Annotated in this window: 16 protein-coding genes; 8 read left to right on the top strand and 8 right to left on the bottom strand. The window is 67.5% G+C overall.

The features are described from left to right. Positions 1-65: 65 nt before the first annotated feature. Entirely contained in the window at positions 66-1,625 is a 1,560-nt protein-coding gene (locus ACFWBU_RS20430; RefSeq protein ID WP_169620784.1) for a SpoIID/LytB domain-containing protein, read from the bottom strand. Between the two features lie 292 nt (positions 1,626-1,917). Between ACFWBU_RS20430 and ACFWBU_RS20425 the strand changes: the two genes are divergently transcribed. Next, positions 1,918-3,981, top strand: a complete 2,064-nt coding sequence (locus tag ACFWBU_RS20425) for an N-acetylmuramoyl-L-alanine amidase (RefSeq protein WP_378529088.1) — start codon at positions 1,918-1,920, stop codon at positions 3,979-3,981. 27 nt (positions 3,982-4,008) lie between these two features. Here the strand turns inward: ACFWBU_RS20425 and ACFWBU_RS20420 are convergent, their stop codons facing one another. After that, positions 4,009-4,830: an HAD family hydrolase gene (locus ACFWBU_RS20420; protein WP_169620786.1), complete on the bottom strand. Its 822-nt coding sequence runs from the start codon at positions 4,828-4,830 to the stop codon at positions 4,009-4,011. Between the two features lie 4 nt (positions 4,831-4,834). Then, positions 4,835-5,629, bottom strand: a complete 795-nt coding sequence (locus tag ACFWBU_RS20415) for a lysophospholipid acyltransferase family protein (protein WP_169620787.1) — start codon at positions 5,627-5,629, stop codon at positions 4,835-4,837. A 125-nt stretch (positions 5,630-5,754) separates the two neighbouring features. Here ACFWBU_RS20415 and ACFWBU_RS20410 point away from each other — a divergent pair, with 125 nt between their 5' ends. Then, a complete protein-coding gene (locus tag ACFWBU_RS20410; RefSeq protein WP_378529087.1) occupies positions 5,755-7,338 on the top strand; it encodes a Rieske 2Fe-2S domain-containing protein in 1,584 nt (527 codons plus the stop codon). Between the two features lie 19 nt (positions 7,339-7,357). Here the strand turns inward: ACFWBU_RS20410 and ACFWBU_RS20405 are convergent, their stop codons facing one another. Continuing rightward, on the bottom strand, positions 7,358-8,371 hold the full coding sequence (locus ACFWBU_RS20405; protein ID WP_169620789.1) for a hypothetical protein: 1,014 nt from the start codon (positions 8,369-8,371) through the stop codon (positions 7,358-7,360). A 23-nt stretch (positions 8,372-8,394) separates the two neighbouring features. Further along, the gene (locus tag ACFWBU_RS20400) at positions 8,395-9,588 is read right to left on the bottom strand and encodes an MFS transporter (RefSeq protein WP_378529086.1); all 1,194 of its coding nucleotides are present in this window, start codon (positions 9,586-9,588) and stop codon (positions 8,395-8,397) included. 215 nt (positions 9,589-9,803) lie between these two features. Between ACFWBU_RS20400 and ACFWBU_RS20395 the strand changes: the two genes are divergently transcribed. Continuing rightward, positions 9,804-10,223 (top strand): PaaI family thioesterase, encoded by a 420-nt coding sequence (locus ACFWBU_RS20395; protein WP_169652349.1) that lies wholly within the window; start codon positions 9,804-9,806, stop codon positions 10,221-10,223. Positions 10,224-10,335: 112 nt separating this feature from the next. Next, positions 10,336-10,689 (top strand): VOC family protein, encoded by a 354-nt coding sequence (locus ACFWBU_RS20390; RefSeq protein ID WP_169620790.1) that lies wholly within the window; start codon positions 10,336-10,338, stop codon positions 10,687-10,689. Between the two features lie 45 nt (positions 10,690-10,734). On the opposite strand, the gene serS is transcribed toward ACFWBU_RS20390, so the two are convergent. Together serS and ACFWBU_RS20380 are read right to left on the bottom strand one after the other, a co-directional pair. Then, positions 10,735-11,994, bottom strand: a complete 1,260-nt coding sequence (gene serS / locus ACFWBU_RS20385) for a serine--tRNA ligase (protein ID WP_169620791.1) — start codon at positions 11,992-11,994, stop codon at positions 10,735-10,737. A gap of 10 nt (positions 11,995-12,004) precedes the next feature. Further along, positions 12,005-12,397 carry an ankyrin repeat domain-containing protein gene (locus ACFWBU_RS20380; RefSeq protein ID WP_169652243.1) on the bottom strand — a complete coding sequence of 131 codons (393 nt, stop codon included), beginning with the start codon at positions 12,395-12,397 and terminating at the stop codon, positions 12,005-12,007. Positions 12,398-12,443: 46 nt separating this feature from the next. Between ACFWBU_RS20380 and ACFWBU_RS20375 the strand changes: the two genes are divergently transcribed. Beyond that, positions 12,444-13,493: a septum formation family protein gene (locus ACFWBU_RS20375; protein ID WP_169620793.1), complete on the top strand. Its 1,050-nt coding sequence runs from the start codon at positions 12,444-12,446 to the stop codon at positions 13,491-13,493. 11 nt (positions 13,494-13,504) lie between these two features. Beyond that, on the top strand, positions 13,505-13,843 hold the full coding sequence (locus ACFWBU_RS20370; RefSeq protein WP_169620794.1) for a metallopeptidase family protein: 339 nt from the start codon (positions 13,505-13,507) through the stop codon (positions 13,841-13,843). Between the two features lie 28 nt (positions 13,844-13,871). Here the strand turns inward: ACFWBU_RS20370 and ACFWBU_RS20365 are convergent, their stop codons facing one another. Continuing rightward, positions 13,872-14,033, bottom strand: a complete 162-nt coding sequence (locus tag ACFWBU_RS20365) for a hypothetical protein (protein WP_169620795.1) — start codon at positions 14,031-14,033, stop codon at positions 13,872-13,874. Positions 14,034-14,231: 198 nt separating this feature from the next. Here ACFWBU_RS20365 and ACFWBU_RS20360 point away from each other — a divergent pair, with 198 nt between their 5' ends. Together ACFWBU_RS20360 and ACFWBU_RS20355 are read left to right on the top strand one after the other, a co-directional pair. Beyond that, positions 14,232-14,633, top strand: coding sequence for a nuclear transport factor 2 family protein (locus ACFWBU_RS20360; RefSeq protein ID WP_378529085.1), 402 nt, complete (start codon positions 14,232-14,234; stop codon positions 14,631-14,633). A gap of 26 nt (positions 14,634-14,659) precedes the next feature. Continuing rightward, positions 14,660-15,631, top strand: coding sequence for a nitronate monooxygenase family protein (locus ACFWBU_RS20355; protein WP_169620797.1), 972 nt, complete (start codon positions 14,660-14,662; stop codon positions 15,629-15,631). Positions 15,632-15,945 lie beyond the last annotated feature (314 nt).

The following is a 15,945-nucleotide window of genomic DNA, read 5'->3' as shown; positions in this document are numbered from 1 at the left end:
TGTTTTTTATAAGCCCCTGGGACGGACCTGATCAGGTCCGTCCCCTTCCGGCGTTTCGCGGGCGGCTACTCGGTACTACCCGTACCCGGCAGCCACTCGTCGAGGAAGCTGGCGTCGATCACCTGCGCGCCGAGATCCGGCGTCCAGACGATGGCGCCACCGGTGAAGATGCGGAACTTGCCCAGTTCGTCGGGCAGCATCAGTTCCGGACCGACCGGCGTGCCGAGTACACCGTCGACACCACCGAGTTCGAAGAATTTCGCTTCGATGGGCGACGCGCCGTTCCCGCTGCCGAACGGATCGATACCGACTTCAGGTCCGGGCTCCGCGGCCGGGGTGGTCGGCGGGGCCGGCAGATTTGCGCCTTCGGCGATTGTGAACCAGTCCGAACGCAGACCCAGTTTGGCGCGGGCTTCGGCGCCGGTCGTCTCGATGGTGCGGTCGCTGCCGACGACGCGCACGCGGGTGACACGTCCACCGTCCGCGCCGAGGTTGTTGCGGGCAAGCACTTCGAACGCCTGGAGTTCGCCCACGCCGAACGCGGAGCCGATCTCCCCGGCCGACAGGGTCTTGGCCCAGGCCCGGTTCGGTGCCACCTTGTCCCCCGCGTCTTCGACGGGCGGGAAGACGCCTCCGGCACTGTATCCACCGGTCGACGCCGAGAACTCGCTTCGGACGACGGCGCCGTCCTTCATCAGAACGGTGCCGCGCGTGCTGCGGACACCGTCGTCGGTACGGGGGTCCTCGGCGTTCGATCCGGTGTACACCTGGCAGTCGGTGGAGTCGCAGGTCTGCCAGAGTTCGTTCCGCTTTTCGGCAAGTGCGTAGGAACGTGCCGCGACGGCCTGCGCACGGAGGGCTTCCGCGCCACCGGTGTCGGCCCAGCCCGGAAGCGCCTCGGCCGGGACGACACTGCGGAGATAGTCCTCGACGTGCAGTCGGTTCACCGTCCGGGGCGCCGCGCCGTCGAGCACCACTCCGAGGGCTCCGCGATACGGCGTGTCGCTCCCGCACAACCGGAGGTGTTCCTCGGCCGGGCGGTCCTCGCCGAGGTCGACGGGATCTGCCCAGGGCACATCGGTCGCCGCCTGCCAGAGCACTTCGCCGCTGCACCCGGTCGTGACGACGACGTTCGCGCCGCCGCCGGGCGTGGGGGTCAGATGGGCAGCCTCACCGGGCGCCAGTTGTTGTCCTGCAACTCGGAGACCGGTCTCGGAATACACATCGAGTGAGCGGTCGTCCTGTCCCGTCAGGCGCACAGCGATCATCGAGTCGTCGATCGAACCGAGCGTGGTTCCGCCGTAGTAGTGCGCGATGATGCGCTCGGCCGTCCAGCCCTCCTGGGCGTAGCCGTAGGCCCCCCATTGCCCCATGCCCCGCCCGTGGCCGTGGCCGAAACCGGAGAAGGTGTACGGCGTGTCGGCCGACACCGCTTCGACGACGCCGACCGAATCGGAACGGTTCTGCACGAGCACGCCGACGCCCGTACCGACCACCAGAGCCGGCGCGAGTCCGATCACCGCGAGACGAGCAACGGAGGGCTGCCACCCGTTCCGCAGTGGTCGTCCGATGACGAATCGTCTCCGACGGATCTTTCCTCTGCGGCCGATGGATTGTGGTGCCATGGCGTTCCGCTCCCTCGTTCTCGCATTCCGGGACGATGCACGGACTCGTAGATCGCCGGATCGGACATTTACGACCGATCCTCAAGCTCAGGTTGAGGCTTAAGGTTGCCTGGGTCTAGTGTGACAAGAGTGACGGACCAACGCAACACAAGTCACAGCAGAAACAACAGCACCACAAGTTGCACCCGATCGCGGCCATTTCGCTCTCTCGAAGCGGTCCGCGATGGAGGTTTTCGACCTCTCGGAATCCCTCCTCCGACCGCAGATCTACACGAACAGGGAGTTGCAAACAGTGCCGCATCGCCGCCCTAAGCCGTCGATCGTCCTGGGTGCCGTCGCCGCCCTGGCCGTCGCCACGCCCTTTGCCGTGTCCGGACTCACCGCAGGACCGACGGAAGTTCGCACCACCAGCGACTCCGTCGAATCCGTCAGCCCAGACATTGCGGAAGTGGTGCTCGCGTCCGTACCGGACCTGATCATCCCGCTCGAGGAACTGACCGGGCTCAACCTGCCCGACATCGGTCTTGCGGAGATCATCGACGGATTGCCGCAGATCACCACCACCCCGGATCCCGACGGCGGTCCCATCGCCCGTGTCGGCGCCACGGTCAAGGAACTCACCCGGGAGACTCCGTTCAGCCTGGTCGCACTGGCCGCCGACGACATCGCCGACACCGACGCGCTGATTCGCGCGCAGAACGGCGACGGTTCGTGGGGCCCGTGGTCGGTCACCGAACCCCTCGAGTCGAGCCGCAACGACACGTCCGACGACGCGCGACGCGGCACCGAGCCGATCTTCGTCGGCGCGACACGCGCGGTGCAGGTTCTCCTCACCCCGCGTCCCGGCCCCGAACCCGCGCTCGCCGGCGCGGAAGCACCGCCGGCCGAGACACCCGCCGCACCGGCACCCGACGCACCGGCACCCGACGCACCGGCACCCGGCGCTCCGGCACCCGAGGCGCCCGCCCCGGTCGACGAAGGGCCGGTCCCGGTCGCCGGAACAGGCGGCGCGGCACCGGAACTCGGCTACGTACCCGCTTCCTCGTCGAAGCCGTTGCGCAGCCAGGAACCCGTGCTCGCGGCTGCGGAAGGCGTCAGCGCGGTCCTGATCGATCCGGGTACCGGCGAGGCCGACGGCCGGCTCGACGACATCGCGGCGCCGCTCGGCACCTCGGGCCTGAAAGTCATCGGCAGGTCGCAATGGGGTGCCGACGAGTCGCTGCGCTGCCAGAGTGCGACGTACGACGACTCCCTCGGTGGCGCCACCGTGCACCACACCGCGGGCAGCAACAACTACTCGAAGGCGGAGTCCGCGGGCATCGTCCGCGCCATCTACGCGTACCACGCGCAGACACTCGGCTGGTGCGACATCGGGTACAACGTGCTCGTCGACAAGTACGGACAGATCTTCGAAGGTCGTGCGGGCGGTCTGGAACGCAATGTGCAGGGCGCCCACGCGGGCGGCTTCAACGAGAACACCGTCGGCATCGCGATGATGGGCGACTTCTCCACGGCCGCACCGCCGGAGGTCACCGTGCAGAACGTGGGCAACTACCTCGGCTGGCGGCTCGCCGCCGCCGGTCTGGACCCCAAGGGCCGCACCACCATGTACTCGGAGGGCACGTCGTTCACGCCGTACCCGCGGGGTGCAGCGGTGGATCTGCCGATCATCTTCGCGCACCGCGACGTCGGCAACACCAGTTGCCCGGGCGACGGCGGCTACGCACAGATGAACAAGATCCGCGACATCGCCGCGGCCGCCGCCAAGGGCGCGCCGAGCGCGCCGCCGATCGTGGTGAACAATCCTCCGCGGGATGCGGGTCCCGTGCCGGGCACCGGCGCGCTGCCGCCCGGCTCGGCCGAGACCGCCACGAACGTGCAGGATCTGGTCGCAGAACTGATGCGACTTGCCGAAAACAACCCGCTCGCCCGGAAATGGATCGCGGAAGGCGGCGAAACCGGCCGTCTCGGCACGGCCGTGTCGCCGATCGCACCCGCCAAGGGCGGCTTCGAGCACGCCCGGTTCGTCAACGGCGCCCTCTACTCGTCCCCCGGTGGAGACGTGTGGGCGGTGCTCGGCGAGATCTACAAGGCGTGGCAGGAATACGGACTCGACACTGGTGAGCTGGGGTTGCCCACCAGTGACGAGTACCGGGTGCCGGACGGCTGGCGTTCGGACTTCGAGTTCGGTTCGCTGATCTTCAACGAGGCCACCGGGGTCGTCACCAAGGTGCTGCGCGCCTACAACGACGCCTACGAGCAGTCGATGCAGGATCAGCCGGCCGACATCGCGGTAACCGCACCCGAGGGTGCGCCCGCGCCGGAACCGGCACCAGAACCGGTGCCTGTGGGCTGAGTCCCGCGGTTCACCGGTAGCTACGAATCACTGCCACCAGCGTTCGAGGATCCGCGCAACACCGTCCTCGTCGTTGGTGGCAGTGATTTCGTCTGCCACCGACTTCGCGTCGGGATGAGCGTTCTCCATGGCGACGCCATGGCGGGCCATCGACAGCATCGGTATGTCGTTGGGCATGTCACCGAATGCCACGATGCGGTCGTCCGAGATGTCGAGGTGACGGGCGAGCTCACGTAGCCCGGATGCTTTCGTCACGCCGGCTGCGGAGATCTCGACCAGGCCGTTGGTCGTCGAATAGGTGACGTCGACCAGTCCGTGCAACTTCGGCGCGATCGCCTCGGCCATCTCACGACTCGTCGCTCCGGCGAGCCGGATCAACAGCTTGACCGCCGGTTCGGCGATCACTTCGTGCTCGGCGAGTTCGGTGTTGTCGGGGTTGAGCCAGGCATGTTCGTAACCCGGGGAACTGACGAACTGCGGAGTGGCGGCGTCGTGCGCGCTCTCCCCCACACGCTCGGCGGCAAGGCCGCAGCCGGGAAGCACCGCAGCGGCCACCTCGGCGACCCACGCGAGCTCGTCGGCCCGGAGCACCGCAGCGCTGAGCACCCGATCGGTCGCACTGTCGTAGAGCACGGCGCCGTTCGCACACACCGCGAGGGGAGCAAACCCGAGCTGCTCGACGACGGGCGCGATCCACCGCGGTGGACGCCCCGTGGCCAGAACGAAGGGCGTACCGGAGTCGACGACCGCATGCACGGCAGCCCGAGTGCGGTCGGACACCTGCTCGGATTTGTCGATCAGGGTGCCGTCGACATCGGTGGCGACAAGGCTCGGGCGCTGTGAACTCACTCCGTCATTGTGCCGAAACGCCGCGGTCGCCGCTGTCCGGCCCTTCGCGCTCGGTCCGCTCGCGTTCCTTGCGGGCCCGGCGTTCCGCCGCGACACGCTCGTCCTCGGCGGTTGCTTCCTCGAGTGTGGGCGCCGAACCACCGAGACGGCGCGGCACCCAGTAGGCGCCGGGCTCGTGGTGATAGGCGTCCTGCACCTCGTGGAGCATCTGCTCCATCGTCGCGTGCAACTGCTCGGTCATGGCCGACGCCGGCAGATAGGGGGGAATCGGAGCGCCGACCTTGATCGTGATGGGCGTATTGCTGCGGCCCAGACGCTTGGGATGACCCTTGGTCCACACCCGCTGCGACCCCCAGATGATCATGGGGATGACCGGCACACCTGCCTCTTCGGCCATCCGCGCCGCGCCCGTCTTGAACTTCTTCAATTCGAAGCTGCGGCTGATGGTCTCCTCGGGGAACACTCCCACCAGTTCGCCCGCGCGCAGCGCTTCGACTGCGAGGCGGTAGGAGTCGCCGGCGTCACCACGGTCGACAGGGATATGCTTCATCGCGCGCATCATCGGCCCGGAGATCTTGTTGTCGAAGACCTCTTTCTTCGCCATGAAACGCACGTAGCGCTTCGCGGGACGGGCGGGCAGACCCGCGTAGGTGAAGTCCATGTAGCCGGTGTGGTTGATCGCGATGACCGCACCTCCGGTCGCGGGGATGTGCTCCTCCCCGGTGACGGAGAATTTCAGTCCCTGGCCTGCGAACAGAGTGCGCGCGACGCCGATGATCGTCCGGTAGAAGGGTTCCACGTCGGCCAGCGTAACCGGACGGCCGATACGGTGCCGCACCCGTGGCCCCGGCGGGCTGCCGCGTGTCTCCACGGCCTCTCCACTTACCCTGGAGGTACATAGGTCAGCACGTCAGGAGGCAACGAGTGCAGATCACCAGCGTGGGCCACGCCGGGTTCCACATCCGGACCGAGGCAGGCTCCATTCTCTGCGATCCGTGGGTCAATCCCGCTTACTTCGCGTCGTGGGTACCGTTCCCCGACAACACGAGCCTCGACTGGGATGCCCTCGGCGACGTCGACTACCTCTACGTCTCGCATCTCCACAAGGACCATTTCGATCCCGGGACGCTCGGTGAGCACGTCCGCAAGGACGCCACCGTGCTGCTGCCCGATTACCCGGTGCCGGATCTGCGCCGCGAACTCGAGGCGCTCGGTTTCACGAAGTTCTACGAGACCACCGATTCGGTCAAGCACCGGATCAGCAAGGAAGGCATCCGGGACGCGCCCGACGCTCCCCTCGCACCCGGCGAGCTCGACATCATGATCATTGCGATGCGAGCACCCGCGGACGGCCCGATCGGCGACTCCGGGCTCGTCGTCTCGGACGGCGAGACCACCGTGTTCAACATGAACGACGCGCGGCCGATCGACATGGACCCGATGCACGACGCGTTCGGTCACATCGACATCCATCTGCTGCAGTACTCGGGCGCCATCTGGTATCCGATGGTCTACGACATCCCGAAGAAGACGAAAGCCAACTTCGGCAAGCAGAAGCGCCAGCGCGGCATGGACCGCTGCCGCAGCTACATCGAGCAGGTCGGCGCGACCTGGATCGTCCCGTCCGCCGGTCCGCCGGTCTTCCTCGACGACGAACTGCGCTACCTCAACGACGACCACGGCGACGAGGGCAACATCTTCCCCGACCAGAAGGTGTTCCTCGAACAGTTGCGCATCAACGGCCGCGACGGTGGCCTGCTGATGATCCCGGGCTCGGTCGTCGACCTCGCCGGGAGCGAGAAGATGACGCTGGAACACCCGATCCCCGAGGACGACGTCGAGGCGATCTTCACGAACAAGGCCGCCTACATCGAGGAGATGGCACAGCGGTTCGCGCCGGTCATCGCCGCTGAGAAGGCCACGTGGGCACCCGCCGAAGGCGAGCCGCTGTTGCCGGCGCTCAAGGCCAAGTTCGAGCCGATCATGGCGCAGTCCGATCTCATCTGCGACGGGATCGGTTACCCGGTCGGCCTCGTGATGGGCGACGAGACCGTGGTGCTCGACTTCCCCAAGCGCATCGTGCGCGAGCCTGTCGAGGGAGAAGGCAAGTACCGCTACGGTTTCCGCATCGCGCCGGAGATCGTCCGCACGGTGCTGCGCGACGACGAGCCGGACTGGGTCAACACGATCTTCCTCTCGACACGCTTCACCACGTGGCGCGTCGGCGGGTACAACGAGTTCCTCTACACGTTCTTCAAGTGCCTGACCGACGAGCGGATCGCGTACGCGGACGGCTGGTTCGCCGAGGCGCACGACGACACCGCGTCGATCGAACTGGGCGGTTACGAGATCCAGCGCCGGTGCCCGCACCTCAAGGCGGATCTGACGAAGTTCGGTGTGGTGGACGGCACCACGCTCACCTGCAACCTCCACGGCTGGCAGTGGGATCTCGAGTCGGGGCGATGCAAGACGTCCAAGGGCCACGAACTGCGCAGCAGCAAGGCCTGACGGGCACCGCCCCGCCCGATTATTCCGCCGCTCGCCGCTGTCCGGCCCGGGCTGCCGGCCGTGCACCGGCCGGCAGCAGGGCCGCCGCGGCGAGCGCGACAGCTCCCGCGGCGATCAAGGCGTACGGCCACCATTGCCGTGCCGCGACACCGGCTTCGTCGACACCGGCGGCAACCTGTTCCGACGTACCGTCGGAAGTTGCCGAGGACGGTCGCGCGGGGAGCACTCCCGTGGCCTCACTCACGTTCTCCGAAATCCCCTTGACGACGTTGCCGACCGGTTCGACTCCGCCCACGAGCTGCCCCGTGCCATCGACGAGCTGACGGCCGCCGTCGTCGAGCTGCATCAGGCCGTCGCGCAGCTGCCGGGACCCGTCGGCGGCCTGAGACATTCCCGCGACGAATTGTGCGTCGGGCGAGGTCAATTCGTAGGACAGCTGCCGAGCACCGTCGCGCAGTTGCCCGAGTTGGTCGAGTGTGTCCGGTCCGAGGCCCTGGCTGTTCAGCATGTCGACGAGGGAACGCAGTTCGTCGGCGGTACCAGCCGAGACCGGATCACCGCTCATGGAGAGTGTGTCGGCGACGACGGAGAGCCGTGCCGTCACCGATCCCTGCATCTCACCGAACCCGCTGAGCCGCGTGACCACCTCGTCGACGCCCGACGAGATCTGCGACGCGCCGTCTCCGAGTTGCCCCACTCCGCCTTCGAGTTGGCCGAGTCCGTCCGCGAGCTGCTTACCGCCCTCGTGCGCCTGCGTGAGTCCGTCGGCGAGTTGTTGTGCGCCGACGTCGAGTTGGCGGCTTCCGTCGGCGAGTTGTCCCACTCCGCCGTTGAGCAGGGCCAGCGGGAGACTCGCCTGCTGCAGGGTGTCCCGGGCGGCGGCGACCGCGGCGGCATCCGGCGTGTCACCGCTGCCCGCGGTCTCGGCGACGACCGTCACCTGCGGGTCGTCGGTGTAGGCGAACACGGAGCCGGTGCCGACCATGACGGCACCGGCGGCGATGAGGGAAATAGGGAGAAAACGGGCATACATGCTCCGTAATCTAGGCGGACGAGTTAAGGGCTTCCTGAGGGCTCCCCCTTCGCGGCGGAAGGAAGCATCCGGCCCGCCACGGCTCCCAGGACGAACAGTGGCATCGTTGCCGCCGCGACGAGGATCGCGACGGGCAACCACACCGAGCCGAGGGCGAACCCGGTGAATATCGCCACCGACAACATCTCGCTCGTGACGCCCACGACGGACGACACCGTGGCGCGGGCGCGGCCCGACATCGTCTCCTGGAGTCGGGCTTCGGCCACGATCGCGGTGTGGTGCAGGGCGCCGTAGCCGAGACCGATGGCCACGAAGCCCGCAACGCCCCCTGCGAGAGCGCCCAGGGCCAGGGCCAGCGCGCCGATCGTCACGATCACGCCCATCGCCCGGCCGCGCATCTGCGCGCCGCGTCCCGCCGTTGCCGCGCCGACGACCTGCCCGACGACAGTGAGCGCGACGAGAACGGGTACGAATTCCGTACTCGCGCCGTCCTCCCGGGCGAGCAACCCGAAGTACTCGTCGAACGCGAGACACGCGAGCAGCGCAGCGGTGAGAACAACGGCGCGACGGACGGCGGAATCGGTGCGGACCTCGTTCGTGCCGTCGCGCAGGCGTGCGAGGTACCGCGCCGCGAGGGTGTCGCCGGGGCCGTCGATCTCGTCGGCCTCCGTCGATTTCGGCGCGGCCGGGAGTGTGAACACCAGCAGCGTGCCGGCGACCGTGATCGCCACCGACGTCCATCCGACGAGCGCGTAACCGCCCAGGCCGAACAGCGGGGCCGCAGACAGCGTCGCGGCGAACACGCACACCATCTCCCCGGCGGCGGCACAGCCCATCACCGATGCGTACCGGTGTTCACCGCCGCGTGCGGCCAGTCCGTCGTAGACCAGCGCTTCGAACGTGCCGGATTTCAGCGACTCACTGAGGCCCCACAGCGCGAAACCGGCGGCGAATCCCCAGTACGTCGGCCACACGAGCCACATCGTGAAGGCCGCGGTGAGCAGTACGCCGCTTCCGGCGAGGAGTGCTCGTCGCGACACCGTGTCCGCCCAGGCGCCCGACGGCACCTCGGAGACGAACGCGACCACCGACCAGAGGACGAACAGGGACGAGATGCTGCCGGCGCCGAGTCCGTGATCTTCGAACAGCAGGACGTACAGGCCGTAGAACGGCACGAACTCCCGGATCGAGGCGTAGGCCACCGCGCGGACGGACACTGCACGGACCGATATCGCCCGGCAGGACGGGGGATCGTGCGGTTCGGATCAACGTCGTCGGCGCATGATCCCAGGGTGCCACTCGTCCCCGGTGCCTGTCACTCCCCTTTTCCGGCATCGGATACGGTCGGACGGTGACCGAGGAGAATGCACCCGAGCGCTCGCGCACCTACACCTGGGACGATCCGGCACCCACCGCCGCCGCCAATCGCGACATGCACGGCCTCGACTTCCTGCGCGGCATGATCGACGGTTCCATCCCGCAGCATCCGACGTCGCGGACCCTCGGTTTCGCCGTCACCGACGCCCGCGAGGGGTTCGTCGAGGTGTGCATCGAACCTCAGGAGTTCCACGCCAACGCCGTCGGCAGCGTGCACGGCGGCGTGCTCGCGGCGATGTTCGACACCGCCATGGGACTGAGCGTGTCGAGCACGCTCGAGGCCGGAGTGGGGTACACGACGTTGGACCTGCAGGTCCGGTACATAAGGCCGATCCAGCCCGGACAGTCCGCCGTGCGTGTCCACGGGTTCTGTGAGCACACCGGCCGTCGCACCGCGACCGCGCGGGGCGAGGCGCGCGACGCGGACGGCCGACTGATCGCCACCGCGTCCTCGACCTGCCTGGTTCTACGCTGAACCCGACGCGTCAGGGTTGGAGCGCCTCGGTTCGTCGCGCCCGCAGCTCGAAGGGTCGACATCGCGGCGCCCTGCGCCGACGATCGGTGTACCCGCCGCGTAGGAGGACGACATGCATGCCAGGCGCATCACCACCAACCTTCATGTATCCGACGTCGAATCGGCCAAGGATTTCTACCGCGACTACCTGGGGTTGAGTACCGAAGAGTTCGACATGGGCTGGGTGGCCCGCTATACCGATCCCGACAGCGGAGCGCACGTCCAGCTCGTCAGCGGTGACGCCACCGCACCGGAGGATGCGGTGATGTCCGTCCACACGGACGACGTCGATGCCGCATACGACGAAGCCCGGCAGGCCGGCTACGAGATCGTCCACCCTCTCACCACCGAGGAGTGGGGTGTGCGCCGATTCCTGGTCCGGGCACCGGATGGCAACGTGATCAACGTCGTGCGTCACCGCGACTGAGTGCGCGTCACCACACCTTCGACGAGTGAGCCCGAGCGGCTCAGCTCAGACGACGGGCTCGAGCACCTCGCGCCCGACGAAGGGCACCAGCGCCGCCGGCACCTTCACCGAGCCGTCGGCCTGCTGGTGGTTCTCGAGCAGCGCGACGAGCCAGCGCGTGGTCGCGAGCGTTCCGTTGAGGGTCGCCGCGATCTGCGGCTTGCCGTTCTCGTCGCGATACCGGACGTTGAGCCGGCGGCCCTGGAAGGTCGTGCAGTTGGACGTCGACGTGAGCTCGCGGTAGCGCTCCTGCGTGGGCACCCAGGCTTCGCAGTCGAACTTCCGGGCCGCCGACGATCCGAGGTCGCCACCGGCGATGTCGATGATCCGGTAGGGCACGTCGATCGAGGCGAGCATCTCGCGCTCCCACGACAGCAGACGCTGATGCTCGGCAGCGGCGTCCTCCGGCTTGCAGTAGACGAACATCTCGACCTTGTCGAACTGGTGCACGCGGATGATGCCGCGCGTGTCCTTGCCGTAACTGCCGGCCTCGCGGCGGAAGCACGACGACCAGCCCGCGTACCGCTTCGGGCCCTTCTCCAGGTCCAGGATCTCGCCCGAGTGGTAGCCCGCGAGCGGAACCTCGGACGTACCGACCAGGTACAGATCGTCCTCTTCCAGGTGGTACACCTCGTCGGCGTGCTGCCCGAGGAACCCGGTGCCCTGCATGACCTCGGGACGCACGAGCACCGGCGGGATCATCATGGTGAAGCCGTTCGCGGTGGCCTTCTGCGCGGCGAGCTGCAGCAGGCCGAGCTGCAGCAGCGCGCCGTAGCCGGTGAGGAAGTAGAACCGCGCACCCGACACCTTGGCTCCGCGTTCCATGTCGATCAGCCCGAGCGACTCACCGAGCGCGAGGTGATCCTTGGGCTCGAAGTCGAAGGTGGGCAGCTCACCGACGGTCTCGAGGGTGATGAAATCGTCCTCGCCACCGGCGGGGGCGCCCTCCACGACGTTGGAGATCGCGAGGTGTGCGCGCTCCCGGGTCTGCTCGGCGGCGTTCTGCTCGACCTCGAGTTCCTTGACCTTGGCGGCCAGTTCCTTCGCTCCCTCGAGAAGCGCGGCGCGCTCCTCCGGGGCGGCTTGGCCGACCTTCTTACCCAGAGCCTTCTGTTCGGCTCGCGCGTTGTCGCCGGCGAGGACAGCCGCCCGGCGCGCCGCATCGGCCTCGAGCAGGGTATCGACGAGGCCCGGATCTTCGCCTCGGGTGCGCTGCGATTCACGCACGACATCGGGATTCTCGCGGAGGAACTTGAGGTCGATCACGACTGGAAGCCTACCGCTGCCACAGTTCCAGATACTCCTCGCGCCCGAACATCTTGGCCGTATCGATTGCGGTGGGATGCCCGAGCCGTGGATCGGCACCGGCTTCGGACAGAACCCGGACGACGTCGTCGGCTCCCTTGAACACGGCACCCGCCAGCGGCGACTGGCCCTTGTCGTTGAGGCGATCGAGATCTGCACCCCGCTCGGCGAGCACCCGTACCGCATCCGCATGACCGTGGTACGCCGCGAGCATGACCAGCGTGTCGCCGGAACCGTTGGTGAGGTTCGCCGGCACCCCCGCGTCCACATACTCGGCAAGGGTTGCGGCATCGCCGGCGCGCGCCGCGTCGAACATAAGCTGGGCGATCTCGAGAATTCGCGGATCTATAGGCTCATCGGTCATGATCCGACGCTACCGCCGGCCGCACGAACGGGCATGATGGAACGTGATGGCCGAAGAATCTGAGCAGCAGCCCCACCGACGCCCGCCTTCCGCGAGGCTGACCCGACGCGCGCTGATATTCGTCGCCGTGGGCGCTGTGCTCGCGGCGGTCGCGACGTTCGTCGTGGCGGGTTTCGAGGGTTCCACCGACGGAACCACCGACAACGGCCGGAGCGTGGCGACCACGGGCGCGGTGGCGGGCGAAGCGTTCGGCACCGCCTCGACGGGTGACTGCCTCACCTGGACCGCTCTCGATGCCGGCGATCTCACCAAGGTCGACTGCGAGCAGAGGCACCTGTTCGAGGTGGTCGCCGACATCGATCTGAGCACGTTCCCGGGTGCCGAGTGGGGGCCGGGTTCCCGATTCCCGTCGGTGATGCGGTTCACCGCCCTGCGCGACGAACTGTGTGTCCCGGCGGCGATGGACTATCTCGAGAGCCGATTCGATCCGGTCGGCAAGTTCAGCGTCGGTCTGATCAATCCCGGCGAGGCCGGATGGGCCGCCGGAGAACGAACGCTGCGGTGCGGTCTGCAGTTCTCGTCGACGACGGGCAATCTCCTCCCCATCGAGGGACGGGTGGCAGAGCAGGACCAGTCGCGGGCGTGGGACACCGGAGTGTGCATCGGCATCAACAACGGCATCCCGGCCGACCCCGTCGACTGCGCGAAACCGCACGCGTTCGAGGTCGTCGCCACCGTCGATCTGTCGTCGCAGTTCCCCGAAGGTCTCCCCAGCATCGAAGACCAGGACAGGTACCTCGAGGAGACGTGCACGCGACTGGTAGGCGAATACCTGGGCGACCCGCAGGCGCTCCGCAACAAGACGCTGACGTTGTTCTGGGACAACCTCGGGTACGACAGCTGGCTCGCAGGCAGCCGTAAGGTCAACTGCTCGATCGGCAAGCAGGTCGAAGGCGGCGGATTCGCATCCATCACGGGATCGGCGAAGGGTGACATCCTCATCGACGGCCAGCCGCCGGTGGCGCCGGAACCGCTGCCCGAGGGCAGGTCGCTGCCGAGTCCGCTGCCCGGCGCCGTTCCCCTCCCGGGTCAGTGATGGGCGTACACATGAGCGACGAGCATTTCGAGGAGCTCGTCTCGGAGGCGCTCGACGAGATCCCGGCCGAACTGGCGCGCGCGATCGACAACGTCGTGGTGCTCGTCGAACCGCGCCACGACGAGGAACCGGATCTGCTGGGTCTGTATCAGGGGATCGCGCTCACCGAGCGCGACAGTCATTACGCGGGCTCGTTACCGGACACGATTTCGATCTACCGGGACGCCATTCTCGATATCTGCCGGACGGACGACGACGTCGTCCACGAAGTGCTGGTGACGGTGGTCCACGAGATCGCGCACTACTTCGGCATCGAAGAAGAGCGCCTCCACCAGCTGGGCTGGGGGTAGGCGCTCTCCGGCCGGTCCGACGGGCTGGTTACTCGGCGCGGTGTGCGTCGGCCTTGACCAGGCTCGGGTTCTTGGCCTTGCGCTGCATGAAATGCGGGTTGATCGTCGAGATCACGAGCAGGATCAGGGTGCCGACGGTCACGACAGCGATCGAAAGCACGACGACGATCATGCCGAAGAGTTCAAACATCCCGGTTACCTCCACTTTCGATGTCACGACGAGGCACGCGACACGCGCCGCCCCGTCGTACCTTAGCCTCTGCCGCTGCGCCGCCGGGGACCGGCACCCGGGCGCACCCCACCCGGAGCGGAATCACGAACAGTCACTGTTGACCGTTTAGTCGGCGGACTCTACGCTCGGACCCACCCCACCGAGAGGCGAACCCACGTGACGCATCCCGCCCGCCCGGCAGTGATCGGCCGATGGCATCACCTGATCGAGACGAACGACCTCGACGCGCTGGATGTACTCGTCGCCGACGACGCCGTGTTCCTGTCGCCCGCCGTGTTCACCCCGCAGGAAGGCAAGGCCAAGACGGTCGCGTACCTCCGGGCGGCGCTCACCGTGTTCGGTGGCGACACCGGGTTCCACTACGTCGGCGAGTGGTACGGCCCGAACTCCGCGGTGCTCGAATTCGTCGCCGATCTCGACGACGTACACGTCAACGGCGTGGATCTGATCGAGTGGGACGACCGGGACCGGATCGTCGGGTTCAAAGTCATGATCCGCCCCGTCAAGGGCCTGCAGGCGCTGATCCCCCGCATGGCGGCACAACTAGAGCAAGCCTGACCACTCACCCTCGAGGAGTTACGTATATGAGTCTGCCGCCGATTCTGAAGGATCGCCTGCGCCTGCCCGTCGTGGCATCGCCGATGTTCATCGTGTCCAACCCCGATCTCGTGATCGCACAATGCATTTCGGGTGTTGTCGGGTCGTTCCCGTCGCTCAACGCCCGCCCGCACTCGCAACTGCGCGAGTGGCTGACCCGGATCACCGACGAACTCGCCCGGTACGACGCCGACAATCCCGAGACACCGTCCGCGCCGTACGCGGTGAACCTCATTGTGCACCGGTCCAACGACCGCCTCGAAGAAGACCTCGCGACGATCGTCGAGTTCCAGGTGCCGCTGGTCATCACCTCGCTCGGGGCACGCACCGACGTCAACGACGCGATCCACTCGTACGGCGGCATCGTCCTGCACGACGTCATCGACAACCGGTACGCGAAGAAAGCCGTCGAGAAGGGCGCCGACGGCTTGATCGCGGTCGCCACCGGCGCCGGCGGACATGCGGGCACGCAGTCTCCGTTCGCTCTCGTCCAGGAGATCCGCACCTGGTTCGACGGTCCGCTGCTGCTGTCCGGCGCGATCGCGCACGGCAATTCCATTCTCGCCGCGCAGGCTGCCGGTGCGGATCTCGCGTACATCGGGTCGGCGTTCATCGCGACGACGGAGGCACACGCCCAGGACGAGTACAAGCAGATGCTCGTCGACTCGTCGGCCTCCGACATCGTCTACACGAACCTGTTCAGCGGCGTGCACGCCAACTACCTCCGGGGCAGCATCAGCCGCGCGGGCATGGACCCCGACAACCTCGCCACCTCGGATCCGTCCGCGATGAACCTGGGTGACGACAAGACCGAACCCGGCGGCACCGCGAAGGCGTGGCGCGACATCTGGGGTGCGGGTCAGGGCATCGCCGTCATCGACCGGATCGCTCCCACCGCTCGCGTCGTCGAGCGACTCGCCGACGAATACGCCGCGGCCCGCAAGCGGCTGTCGCTCTGACGACCCTCCGGGTTCGTCCGGCACACACGACAGCGTTGCCCCCTGTCGAACGTGATGACCTGGGGGGTGGTGTCGCCAGGGTCCGGGGGTGTTCGTCGGAGACGCTGATCAGAGGTCCGGCCACCGCCTGGTCCGGCGCAATGCCGGACGGTTCGCGGGCGGCAGGTCTGCATAACGTGGATGCGCGAGCACGACACCCAAGCCGAGGCCGGCACCGTCAACATCCCCGGAAAGGGCGCGATGTTCGAGATCGAAGACGTGGGCGTGTTCCTCGGCCTGGACGTCGGCAAAACCGCTTGCTCGTACACTTCCGA

Source organism: Rhodococcus sp. NPDC060084, assembly GCF_042730335.1.
Lineage (GTDB): Bacteria > Actinomycetota > Actinomycetes > Mycobacteriales > Mycobacteriaceae > Rhodococcus.
The sequence above is the reverse complement of the archived record's forward strand: the minus strand, read 5'-3'. Positions and strand labels throughout refer to the sequence as shown.

Coding starts and splice junctions, on each gene's coding strand:
- ACFWBU_RS20430 (WP_169620784.1), bottom strand. CDS start 1,625: ATGGCACCACAATCCATCGGCCGCAGAGGAAAGATCCGTCGGAGACGA.
- ACFWBU_RS20365 (WP_169620795.1), bottom strand. CDS start 14,033: ATGTTTGAACTCTTCGGCATGATCGTCGTCGTGCTTTCGATCGCTGTC.
- ACFWBU_RS20380 (WP_169652243.1), bottom strand. CDS start 12,397: ATGACCGATGAGCCTATAGATCCGCGAATTCTCGAGATCGCCCAGCTT.
- ACFWBU_RS20395 (WP_169652349.1), top strand. CDS start 9,804: ATGCACGGCCTCGACTTCCTGCGCGGCATGATCGACGGTTCCATCCCG.
- ACFWBU_RS20405 (WP_169620789.1), bottom strand. CDS start 8,371: ATGTATGCCCGTTTTCTCCCTATTTCCCTCATCGCCGCCGGTGCCGTC.
- ACFWBU_RS20370 (WP_169620794.1), top strand. CDS start 13,505: ATGAGCGACGAGCATTTCGAGGAGCTCGTCTCGGAGGCGCTCGACGAG.
- ACFWBU_RS20375 (WP_169620793.1), top strand. CDS start 12,444: ATGGCCGAAGAATCTGAGCAGCAGCCCCACCGACGCCCGCCTTCCGCG.
- ACFWBU_RS20355 (WP_169620797.1), top strand. CDS start 14,660: ATGAGTCTGCCGCCGATTCTGAAGGATCGCCTGCGCCTGCCCGTCGTG.
- ACFWBU_RS20390 (WP_169620790.1), top strand. CDS start 10,336: ATGCATGCCAGGCGCATCACCACCAACCTTCATGTATCCGACGTCGAA.